Here is a 10836-nt window from a genome sequence, read left to right on the forward strand (position 1 = left end):
GGGCCCCGCTGCGGCGGCGCGCGCTCACGGAAGGAACCGCAAATGGATCTCACGTACGCGTGGGCGCCGATCACCAAAAGCGAGACACAGGACGACGGCACGCTCATGGTCTACGGGCCGGCCGCCTCCAGTGCCCTGGACCGCGACCAGCAACGGCTCGGTGCGGAATGGCTCGACCGGGCCATGCCCGAGTGGGCACAGACCGGGAACATCCGCGAACAGCACGACGCGAAGCGGGCCGTGGGAGTCGGAGTCGGCCTGTCCAAGGCGGAAGACGGATCCCACAACATCGCAGCCCACATCGTCGACCCGCTGGCAGTGAAGAAGATCCAGACCGGTGTACTCAAGGGCTTCTCGGTCGGGATCAAGGGGCCGAAGGTCGCGCTCGGAAAGTCCGACGCCCCGGGCGGTGAGATCGTCGACGGCACGATCTGCGAGATCAGCGTGGTCGACCGGCCGTGCAACCCGGGCACGCTGTTCGAGATCGCCAAGGCGGACAGCGCTGACACCTTGCAGGTCGTCGAGGAACCGATGGTCGTCGAGAAGTCGGAGGCCGAGGCATTCGGTATCCCGGCCGAGGCGTACGCGCGGCTGGCCGCCCCGGTGAAGGAGGCCCTGGCCAAGCTGGCCGCTGCCGGCGCGCAGGTTGCTGTCGAGGAGAAGGCCGACGCCCCCGCCGCGGGGCCGCAGTTCCTCCTCAACATCCGCGGCTCCGTTACCGAGGAGCAGATTCGCGCGCTGGTCGACGGCCGAGTGCAGGAGCTCGGCAAGGCGGACACCTCGGCGGCGGCCAAGAAGAAGACCGGGGTGCCTGGAGCAGCGATGGCAGACGGCTCGAATTCGATCGCCAGCAAGGCCGACCTGCGGAAGGCCATCAAGGCAGTCGGCCGCGGCGCCGACCAGGACAAGACTCGCAAGCACATCATCAGCAGGGCCAAGGCCCTCGGACTGGAGGCCCTGGTGCCGACCGACTGGAACCCCGACGGCTCGACCAAGACCGCAACGAAGGCCGACGAAGCCGCGCCCGACGAGGCTGCGGCTGCTGAAGTCGTGGGGAAGGCCGAGGGCATCCTGCGGGATGTCCGTAGCCTCATGCCGGATCTCGTGAAGGCCGACGAGACCGCGTCCGACGAAGCTGAGGGCGACTCCGAGGCCGGCGAAATGACCGGGAGTCAGCAGGCCATCTCCTGCATCGCCAAGCTGATCGTCGCGGACGCTGAAGGCCTCGCCGGCGGCGACCTCGGCAAGGCCTCGACCATCAGCCTCCTCCTCGACGCCGTCCGGTCGCTGCGCTGGTTCATCCGCCAGTCGGAAGCTGCGAAGGACGGCAGCGACGTCTACCTCGCCGACCAGCCGGACGTGACCAAGGCCGACGAGCCGACCGTCCCGGCAGCGAAGCCGGAGACCCCCAAGACCCCCGAGGCCGCAGCCACTGCTGCGGCTGAGGTTGTGACCAAGGCCGATGTGGCTGAGCTCGTGAAGTCCGCTGTCGCAGAGGCCGGTGAAGCTGCAGAGGAGCGCATGACGTCGCTCGCGGCCGACCTGACGAAGGCGCAGAAGACGATCGAGGAGCTCCAGGCACTCCCGGCGCCGGGCGGCCCCGCGCTGACCCGGACCTCGGTGCAGGCCAGCGAGGCCCGCAAGAGCGACGCGGACCAGCTCCGCGCCGAAGCGGAGCAGCTGCTGACCAAGGCGAACGCCGTGTCCGACCACGACCTGCGCGCCGGCTACCTCGAGCGGCGTACCGCGCTGCTGGCCAAGGCCGACGCCTGATCGGCGCCGCACGCACCGCGCACCACCCCGACGTTCATCGGCCCCGCCCCGGCGGGGCTTTCGCATGAGAGGAGCAGGGCCATGGCTCTGCCCAAGGCAAATATCCTCTTCGGCAACGCACCGGAAGACCCGGAGCTGTCGAAGGCCGAGATCTCCACGCGGTTCGACGAGCTCATGGGAGCTCTCGACTCCGCACCCTCGCGGGTCCTCGGCCCTGGTGACGTCGTCCAGGCGTTCACCGAAGGCCGCGGCATCAGCTTCGAGCAGCAGCCGACGAGCGCGTACGGCGCGATGACCAAGGCGCTCGGCGCCCCGGACATCGCGAAGGGCCTGTCCCCCGAGGCGCTCGCGTCCGTCACCAACGCGCTGGATGAGCTGAAGGCTCAGCAGCCGGACCTGGTCAAGGACCTCACCACCAGCAGCCCGGTGAGCACGGGCCTGGTGGCGTTCGACCTGGAGGCGCCGGCGAAGATGCTGACGCCTCGCCCGACGCCGCTCAGGAACCGGATCCCTCGCAAGAAGGGGATCGGCCTCAGCCACCGGTTCAAGGTCATCAGCGGCTTCACCGGCACCGGAACCGGCGGCGTCGGCAACCTGCACCCCGGCATCCAGGACACCACCCAGAACAACTTCGCCCCGGCCGGCGCCTCGAACTCCCTGTACTACGCGCGCGGCCCGAAGATCAGCTACGCCGGGTACGACAAGACTGTCGCCTACAGCCAGTTCTCGGTGTCCGACCAGGTGAGCTGGTCCGCGCAGTACGCCGGCCAGGGCTACCAGGACATCCGCCAGCTCTCCCGCACCAGCCTGCTGTACTCCAGCATGCTGCTGGAGGAGCGCATGCTCCTGATGGGCCGCGGCACGTCCGGCAACGGCTTCATCGGCGCGCTGTCGGCCCCGACCGGCCTGACTCTGACCGCGCGCTCCGCGGCCGGCAGCGAGACAGCGATCACCGGGCTGACCACGAACATCTACGTCAAGGTCACCGCGGACGCCGGGGACTTCGGCCAGTCCGTACTCATCGCCTCAGCCGTCTCCGTGGCACCGTCGACGCAGGTCGTCGACGTCACCTGCACCCTCCCCGCCGGCGCCACCGGTATGCGCGTGTACGTGTCCACCGGCGCCTCCGACCCCGGCGACGCGGCCCGCTGGCTGGTCGGCCGGTCGAGCACCAACGCCTTCACCATCCAGGGCGCCCTCCCGACCTCCGGGATCGCAGCGTCCACGGTCACCGGCGACACCTCGGCGTACGCGGCCGGCTACGACGGCATCGTGCCGATCTGCACCGGCCCGGACTCCGGGTACGTCAACCGCCTCAACGCCCCCCTGTCGACCGCCAACCCGGGCAGCGAGTGGCAGACCGCGTTCGCCGCGCTGTACGACGCGGTGAAGGCCGACCCGGACAGGACGCTCCTGAACGGTTCGGACCGCAAGCAGCTGTCGGACTCGCTGAAGACCAGCGCGTCCAGCAACTACCGGATGACGATCACTCAGGACCAGCTGACCGGGGTGACCCTCGGCGACGTCGTGAACACGATCATCAACGAGGTCACCGGCAAGGGCGTCGCCGTCGAGGTGCACCCGTGGCTGCCGCAGGGCATCGCGCCGATCCTCTCGGACACCCTGCCGCTCCCGGACTCCGAGGTCAGCGACGTCTGGAGCGTGTTCAACGTCCAGGACATGATGGGCGTCGACTGGCCCGTCAACCAGTTCGCCTTCGAGTCCAGCTCGTACTGGATGGGCACGCTCCTCTGCTACGCCCCGGCCTGGAACGGTGCCATCACCGGCATCAAGAAGAGTAACTAGCCTTAAAGTCTGGGGGTGACAAAGTCCCCCTCAGAGCGCTTCTTCGCCAAGGTCGACAAACCCAAGAATGCGGGCGCCTGCTGGCTGTGGACCGGCGCCCGCATCAAGGGGTACGGCCAGTTCTATCCTGGCCCCCAGGCCCCGTCTCGTCTCGTCAGTGCCCATCGCTGGTCTTACGAGCACCACGTCGGACGGATCCCCGAGGGTCTACAGCTCGACCATCGCTGCCACTCCATCGACCGCACCTGCGTGGGCGGCGTCGCCTGCGCCCACCGCGCCTGTGTGAACCCGCAGCATCTGGAGCCGGTGAATACACGGACCAATATCGGTCGCATCGTGCCTATGGCCGCCGCCCGCCGCGGACTGCACCAGTCGAACAAGGACCGTTGCCCAGCTGGACACCCGTACACGTCCGAGAACACCTACGTGCGTATACGCCCTGGTGGCGGCATCAATCGTGTCTGTCGAGCCTGCAAGCGTCAGCGCTGGACCGATCACGCGGCTGCGAATCCCCGGCCTCCGCGTGAGCCTCGAAGAGGGTTCGTTCCGGCAAGCAGGAAAGCCTCGGGCGAGGAAATCGAGAAGGCCCGCGACATGATGACTCGGGGAATCAGCTTGCGCGAAGCAGCACGCCAAATCGGCCTATCACACACCCAACTGCGCCGACGCCTTGATCCCCGGCCCAGTTGAGTCCACCCCTTGCTGTGGGCCCGCCCAGTCACTTCCGGGCGGGCCCACAGTGCTCGGCACCCTCAGGAGATCCCCCTCATGACACGCCTGTGTCTGCCCGACGGTGCCGTGCGCGGCATCGACATCCAGGGCGCCCAGACCGGCTCGACGACCGCCTACACGGCGGGCCGCGACGGCACGGTCACCGTCGACAACCCCCAGCACGAGCGGGCGCTGCGCGAGTACGGCGCCTTCCCCGCGAACCTCGGCGGCCGCACGAGTGGCGGCTACCGCTGCGGCTGCGGATTCGCCAGCTACGTGCAGATCTGCTCCCGCTGCGGGGGCATCTGCGAGAAGGAGAACTGACATGGCGCGGAAGACCGCCGACAAGCCCACCCCCACCCCCAAGGCGGAGACGCCGGCTGCACCCGCTGACGAGGGTGCAGCGGCAACGGACCCGGGCGCCAGCACCCCGGACGCCGACGCTGGCTCTACGCCCTCGCCGACAGACCCGGACGACGCCGCCCCGGACCCCAGCGCCACCCCGGAGCCGTCGACGCCGGACGATTCGGACTCGGACGAGCCGCCGTGCGCCGAGCACTTCCCGCAGGGCTGGCCGGCCACCGCGACGGCGGTCGGCTGCGAGCACGGCAACTGGGCACGCACCCTCGACGCATCCTGACCCACCCGCCGCCTCACCCAACCCTGGAGGTGAGGCCATGGCCGTCACCCCGTACGTATCCGCGGCCGCATTCCGCGCGCACCCCACCAGCCTCGACCTCGACGGCCTGGTCGACAGCGCCGACCCGGCCGACCAGGACGCCGAGCTCACCAACCTGCTGCTCACCGCGTCGGAGTGGGCCGACAGCGAGTGCGACCAGCCGCTCGGCGCCCACGTCACCGTCCAGCGGGAACGGATCCTGATCGGTCGCAGCGGGCGGCTCATGCTTCACGCCGACCATGGTCCGGTCCGGCGAATTCAGAGCGTCGGGTACGGCTGGACCCAGAACGCGCTGACCGTTCTTTCCGACCCGTCGGTGTGGGTGGAGCAGGACAGCAACATCGTCATCTCCATCGGCGGTAGCAGCATCGGCTGGTCCGGCTCCCTGCAGTTCGGGCAGCCGGTCGCCGGCGGCGAGGTGTTCGTCCAGGCCGACTACGTTGCGGGGTGGGCGGCCACCGTCCTCGACGAGGGTGCGTCTGCGGGCGATGTGGCCCTCCAGGTGCAGGACCCAACCGGCTTCATCCCGGGTGCCCGGTACCGGATCTGGGAGCCGGGGGTGGAGGAGACGGTCACGGTCGATCCGTCGTGGTCGCCGCCGCTGGCGGTGACTTCGCCGCTGCCGGCCGATGTCCCGCTCGCCGACCCGCTGCGCAGCGACCACGCCCCGGGGCACGACCTGTCCGGGATGCCCGCTGACCTGCGGCTGGCGATCGTGCAGTACACCATCGCCCTCCTGATGCGCCCCGACAGCAGCGCCGAGGACGAGTTCCCCGAGAACACGACGTCGACGACCAGGGGTAGCGATACCCGGCCGACCGGCATGGGGCAGATCACCAGCGCGCGCCGCAACCTCAGCAGCTACCGAAGGGTGAGGTGATCCGGTGCCCGTACAGCAGGTCATCGACGGCATCTGTCGCTTCTTCGGCGGCGAGTACGACGAGTCCACCCGGACCTACAGGTCCTCACCGCTGCCCGGAGTCGGTGTCGTACGGCGGGCGTGGCCGAAGGACGATAGCCACTCCGATTACTTCCTCGGGCAGGACCCGGGGCCGCGGACCGGCTGCCAGATCGTCGTGGCGATCCCGCGCCAGCATGAGATCCGGCGCGCGGTCGGCGGCGAGCACAACGGCATGAAAGAGATCGTCTACGAGGTCGTCCTCAACTGCTACCTCCGCTCGCGCACTTCGTTCGCCGAGGACGCCCAGGACGACGCGTACGCCATGCGGGACACGCTGGTTGAGTGGATGCGCCGCGACCGCACCCTGGGCGACTGCGTGTTCCAGGCCGGCGAGCACGTCTCGGAGGCCGGCGGCGGAGACGGCATCGACTTCGAGTACTCCCAGCCCGCCACGAAAGACGGCCTGACCAAGGGCTACTTGGCCATGCGGTTCGCCGCTGTGGAGTTCATCAACGCCTGACCAGTACCTGCCTGCTTCCCCACTTGAACGGCCCCTCCAGCAGGGGTCTTTGTGCTGCCTGACTGGAGGGCCAACGCATGGCCAAGACCGCATCCCCCGACGCACCCGAAACCGCTGCGCCCGACGCCTCTCCCCCGGCATCGGCCCCGGAGCCTCCCACGCCCGATGCCCCTGCCACCGACCTTGAGCGGCCGGGCCCCGGGACGTACGAGTACACCCGCAGCAGCGGCTGCGTGTACCCGCACGTGCCGCTGACCTGCCACCCGGAAGATCCCGGCGTCGTGGCGAGCGAGGCCGACCAGGGGCGCCCTGCGCGCCCGGCGACGGTCTTCGACTGGCCGGACGGGCCGCCTACTGACGGCCGCTGGACCAAGACCCGCAAGAAAGCCAACCAGCTGCCGGACAACGTGCCGGCCTCCAGCGGCAAGGAGTAACTCCGGTGACCACTCCCGTCACGTACGCGCCCGCCAAGCAGTTCGTCGGCCTCGCGAACGAATCGGTCCAGGGCACGCCGGTCGCCATGACCGACACGATCCTGGTCGAGGACTTCAAGCCCAAGGACAACGTCAAGTTCCTTGAGGACAAGGCCTGGCGCGGCAGCATGGCCACGGAGTCCTTCTCTCAGATCCTGGGCACAGGTACCTCTGAGCTGGACCTCGGGGGCCCGGTCTTCGCCGACACGATCTCGTACTTCCTGCGCAACGCGCTCGGGGACATGGCCGTCACAGGCACTCCGACAGGCACGGGTGCTACGACGCTCTCCTCCCCCGTGGTCGCGGGTGCCAACAGCATCTCGGTGGCCGCGTCAATCCCGGCCGGCACGCTGGTGCAGATCGGCACGGGTGCGACCGCTGAGGTCGTCACCACCGGCACCCCGACCGGCCCGGGCCCCTACACGCTGCCGGTGAGCGTGCCTGCTGGCGGTCTCCTCTACGGTCATGCCTCGACGACGGCCGTAGTGCCGGTGACCGGGCCGTACACCTACACCCACTCACTGCTGAATTCCGGCAGCGGACAGCCGGTGAGTCAGACGCTGACGCACTTCCTGGGCCCGACGGCCACGTCCGGGGCGCGGCAGTACCCGGGCGCCTGCGTGTCCGAGCTGGGCTTCAAGTGGAACGCCGAGAGCGACCTGTTCACCTGGGACGGGAAGGCCACGGCCTACCCCAGCGTCGCGCTCGGCGCACAGCCTGTGTCTGCTCCTGGCCTGGTGCGGCCGATCGCATCCTGGCGGATGGGTGTGGGCATCGGCGGCCCGGCTGCAGGCGGCACGCTCATCCCGACGGTCACGAACGGCGAGATCAACCTCAAGCGCGAGCTCAACCCGTACTTCACGGGGAACGGGGTCCGGTCGCCGTACGTCATCCAGCGCGGCGGCGTCACGGTCGAGGGGAAGCTCCAGTTCGTCGCCGACAGCGAGTCCCCGCTGCTGTACATGCTCAACAACACGCAGCCGGCCTTGCAACTGCTCCTCGGCAACGGCCTGAGCGGCACCCAGTTCGCCTCGATCCAGTTCGACATCGCCACCGCGGCGTTCACCGAGGCCGAGCCCGACGGCAGCAAGACGGCCGTCGAGTACGGCAACACCTTCAAGTCGGTCCTGTCGACGTCGCTCGCGGGCGGATCCGGCGGCTACAGCCCCATCAAGGTCGCCGTGACCTGCAACGTCGCGCCCGGGACCTTCTAGGTTCCGGCCTTCCTCCACCCACCCTCATCACCCTCCCTGGAGATCCACATGTCTGACCGCATCACCCTGCCCTCCGGGGCCTGGGTCGAACTCCGCGACCCGAGCACGCTGCTGCGCGGCGACAAGAAGAAGATCATGCGCGGCGTCGAGGACTTCGACCACGAGCTCGCCGTCATCTACGACCTGACGGACGGCCTGCTCCAGGTCCTCGTCACCGCGTGGTCGTATCAGCTGCCGCTCCCGTCCGAGTCGCCGGCCAGCCTGGAGCTCCTGCCGCTCGCCGACGACGAACGGCTGATGGAGATCACCGAGGACGCCCGGAATCTGCTGTTCCCCGGTAAGCCGGAGCCGTCCCCCGAGCAGGTCGCTGACCCGGCGTCCCCTACCGAGCCCTCCGGCGAGTAAGGGCCCGCCTGGAGGGGCGCGATGTCCCGGACGACGGTCACCCACTCACGTCGTACGACCTGGCGCTGGACTACGTCTGGTACGCGGAGAGGTACCGGTGGCCGCCTGACGTGGTCGATCGGATGCCGGCCTGGCTCGACGGGGTCTTCCCCGTGATGGCGGGGGTCGTCGACGACGTCCGGAAGGAGGCGGACGAGCAGGCCCGGCGGGACGCGGAGCGCGAGTCACGATGAGGTGATCTTGTGGCCGGGGGTGTGCAGATCACGGGGCTGTCCGAACTCAACGGCGCGCTCATGGCCATGGAGCGGGACCTGCAGCGTGCGACCCGTACGGCGACCGCGCACGCGGCGCACCTGGCCGAGGCCGCCATCAAGCAGATGCTCACCACCTCGTCGCACGCGAAGGGGACGCCGACCCCTTCCGCGCCGGGTGACCCGCCGAGCCTCATCACGGGCACGCTCCGCCGGTCGATCAAGGTCACCGGGCCCGTGCCGGCCGGCATGGGGCGGTGGCTGGCGGAGATCGGCCCAACAGCCGTGTACGGGCGCGTCCAGGAGCTGGGGGGCAGCGCGGGCCATGCCGACCTTCCTCCCCGGCCGTACGTCGCGCCGGCCTTCGACCGGCTCGTCGCGGGCGGCGTGATCAGCCGCACGTACTACGCGGCCTGGGCAGCCGCGATCAGCCACCACTGACCCACCTCCCCTGAACAACGGCCAGCGCTGCTGGCTGCTTCTGGCTGCTCGCGCGGCCCCAACCCACATGAGGGGAGGGGCACATGAGTGGCGGCGGTGGCGGCGGGCTCCTGCCCCCGGTTGTAGTGCGGATGTTGGGCGACATCACCCAGCTCCGCGCCACCATGCGCGAGGCCAGGGCCCAGGTCGACGGCACTGCCGCCGGCATGAGGGCGGCCGGCGCGACCGCTTTCGCAGGGGCGGCCCGGCTGGGCAAGGGCGTCTCCCTGATCGGTGCTGGTGTCGCTGTCGCCTCAGTGAAAATGGCCGGCGATTTCGAAGCACAGACGATGGTGCTTCACACGGCTGCCGGGGAAACTCTGGCGAATCTTAAAACCGTCCGCTCTGGCATTCTGGATATCGCCAAGGGCACCGGTACTGACTGGCACAATCTCACCGAGGGCATGTATCAGGTCGAAAAGGCCGGATACCGAGGTGCCGACGGCCTGAAGGTCCTCAAGGCTGCCGCTCAGGGCGCGCGCGAGGAAAACGCATCACTCGAATCTGTCACGAATGCCATGACTTCGGTAATGGCCTCGTATCACCTGAAGGCCACAGATTCCGTTCAGGTAATGAACGCAATGAAGACGGCCGCTGGCGAAGGCAAGATGACGATGGAGGAATTCGCATCGTCACTTTCCACCGTTCTGCCGATCGCGTCGGCGAATAAGGTCGGTTTTGCTGAGGTCGGCGGAGCGCTCGCGTCTCTCACCCAGCACGGCACCTCGGCCCGGGAGGGAACACAGGAGCTTGGCGCGACCATCCGCGCCCTCGCAGCGCCGAACAATGTTGCTGTCCAGGAGATGCAGCGTCTGGGCCTGTCCAGCACGGACGTGGCCAAGGGCCTCGCCGACGTCGACAAGGGCGGCCGCGGACTCAGCGGAACCTTCGACCTGCTGTCGAAGACGACGCTCTCGAAAATGGGCCCCTCAGGGACGCTGCTGCTCTCGTCGTTCAATAAGACCAAGCAGGCCGCAGCTGACCTGAAGCAGATGATCAGCTCGATGCCGACGCCGGTTAAGGGTTTGGCAACCCAGCTCCAGTCCGGAGCAATGTCAGCGGGCGAATATGGAAAAGCAATTAAGAAGCTCCCTGCCGACCAGTTCGCCATGGGAAGCCAGTTCAAAACACTCTATACGCAGTCGCATGGATTCTCGGCCGAACTGAAGCGCGGCGGCCCGGCCGCGCAGACGTACACCGAGGCAATGAAGAAAATGCTCGGTGGCGCTATCGGGCTTAATACGTCATTGCAGCTGACAGGTGAAAGCTCAGAGGCTTACAACGAGCGCATCAAGAAAGTCTCGGAGTCACTTCACCACGGCACGAAAGACGTCGAGGGCTGGAAAGAGACCCAGGAGCTTTTCAATGTAAAGCTCGCGAAGGCGAAGCAGACCATTTCGGTCCTTGCGATCGAGATCGGCATGAAGCTCCTGCCGGTGATCATGGCGATCGTCGGTTGGTTCGGGAAGCACCAGCAGGTCGCGACAGGGCTTGCCGCCGTGATCGGCGGGGTGCTCGCCCTCTCGGTGGTCGCGTACGCGGCGAAGCTGGCGATGAGCGCGGCGTCAACCGTCGCGTCCTTCGGGCGGATGGGCGTCGGCGCGGTTCGCGGCGGTGCCGGAT

Annotated in this window: 12 protein-coding genes; all 12 read left to right on the forward strand. The window is 68.4% G+C overall.

The genetic code is table 11. The annotated features are described in order from the left end of the window. Nucleotides 1–42: 42 nt before the first annotated feature. Nucleotides 43–1773 carry a hypothetical protein gene (locus HY68_RS01630; protein ID WP_041983655.1) on the forward strand — a complete coding sequence of 577 codons (1731 nt, stop codon included), beginning with the start codon at nt 43–45 and terminating at the stop codon, nt 1771–1773. An 81-nt stretch (nt 1774–1854) separates the two neighbouring features. Beyond that, nucleotides 1855–3579, forward strand: a complete 1725-nt coding sequence (locus HY68_RS01635) for a hypothetical protein (protein ID WP_041983657.1) — start codon at nt 1855–1857, stop codon at nt 3577–3579. A 15-nt stretch (nt 3580–3594) separates the two neighbouring features. Then, on the forward strand, nt 3595–4269 hold the full coding sequence (locus tag HY68_RS40310; RefSeq protein ID WP_198533191.1) for an HNH endonuclease: 675 nt from the start codon (nt 3595–3597) through the stop codon (nt 4267–4269). Between the two features lie 78 nt (nt 4270–4347). Beyond that, complete coding sequence (locus tag HY68_RS01645) at nt 4348–4614, forward strand: hypothetical protein (protein WP_041983658.1); 267 nt, start codon at nt 4348–4350, stop codon at nt 4612–4614. 1 nt (nt 4615) lies between these two features. Beyond that, nucleotides 4616–4930 (forward strand): hypothetical protein, encoded by a 315-nt coding sequence (locus tag HY68_RS01650; protein ID WP_041983660.1) that lies wholly within the window; start codon nt 4616–4618, stop codon nt 4928–4930. Between the two features lie 37 nt (nt 4931–4967). Further along, on the forward strand, nt 4968–5849 hold the full coding sequence (locus HY68_RS01655) for a hypothetical protein (protein WP_041983663.1): 882 nt from the start codon (nt 4968–4970) through the stop codon (nt 5847–5849). A gap of 4 nt (nt 5850–5853) precedes the next feature. Next, complete coding sequence (locus HY68_RS01660) at nt 5854–6390, forward strand: hypothetical protein (protein WP_041983665.1); 537 nt, start codon at nt 5854–5856, stop codon at nt 6388–6390. Nucleotides 6391–6467: 77 nt separating this feature from the next. Further along, nucleotides 6468–6824 carry a hypothetical protein gene (locus tag HY68_RS42555; protein ID WP_157874273.1) on the forward strand — a complete coding sequence of 119 codons (357 nt, stop codon included), beginning with the start codon at nt 6468–6470 and terminating at the stop codon, nt 6822–6824. Nucleotides 6825–6829: 5 nt separating this feature from the next. Then, a complete protein-coding gene (locus HY68_RS01670; RefSeq protein WP_041983667.1) occupies nt 6830–8077 on the forward strand; it encodes a hypothetical protein in 1248 nt (415 codons plus the stop codon). A gap of 48 nt (nt 8078–8125) precedes the next feature. Continuing rightward, on the forward strand, nt 8126–8482 hold the full coding sequence (locus HY68_RS01675; RefSeq protein ID WP_041983669.1) for a hypothetical protein: 357 nt from the start codon (nt 8126–8128) through the stop codon (nt 8480–8482). 242 nt (nt 8483–8724) lie between these two features. Further along, the gene (locus HY68_RS01680) at nt 8725–9174 is read left to right on the forward strand and encodes an HK97 gp10 family phage protein (RefSeq protein ID WP_241778451.1); all 450 of its coding nucleotides are present in this window, start codon (nt 8725–8727) and stop codon (nt 9172–9174) included. An 83-nt stretch (nt 9175–9257) separates the two neighbouring features. Then, a partial coding sequence (locus tag HY68_RS01685; RefSeq protein WP_041983670.1) for a phage tail tape measure protein occupies nt 9258–10836 on the forward strand: 1579 nt, incomplete at its 3' end.

Source organism: Streptomyces sp. AcH 505 (assembly GCF_000818175.1).
Classification (GTDB): Bacteria; Actinomycetota; Actinomycetes; order Streptomycetales; family Streptomycetaceae; genus Streptomyces.

Excerpts from the sequence above, each read along its gene's own strand:
- HY68_RS01630 (WP_041983655.1), top strand. The coding sequence starts at position 43 with ATGGATCTCACGTACGCGTGGGCGCCGATCACCAAAAGCGAGACACAG.
- HY68_RS01635 (WP_041983657.1), top strand. The coding sequence starts at position 1,855 with ATGGCTCTGCCCAAGGCAAATATCCTCTTCGGCAACGCACCGGAAGAC.
- HY68_RS01645 (WP_041983658.1), top strand. The coding sequence starts at position 4,348 with ATGACACGCCTGTGTCTGCCCGACGGTGCCGTGCGCGGCATCGACATC.
- HY68_RS01650 (WP_041983660.1), top strand. The coding sequence starts at position 4,616 with ATGGCGCGGAAGACCGCCGACAAGCCCACCCCCACCCCCAAGGCGGAG.
- HY68_RS01655 (WP_041983663.1), top strand. The coding sequence starts at position 4,968 with ATGGCCGTCACCCCGTACGTATCCGCGGCCGCATTCCGCGCGCACCCC.
- HY68_RS42555 (WP_157874273.1), top strand. The coding sequence starts at position 6,468 with ATGGCCAAGACCGCATCCCCCGACGCACCCGAAACCGCTGCGCCCGAC.
- HY68_RS01675 (WP_041983669.1), top strand. The coding sequence starts at position 8,126 with ATGTCTGACCGCATCACCCTGCCCTCCGGGGCCTGGGTCGAACTCCGC.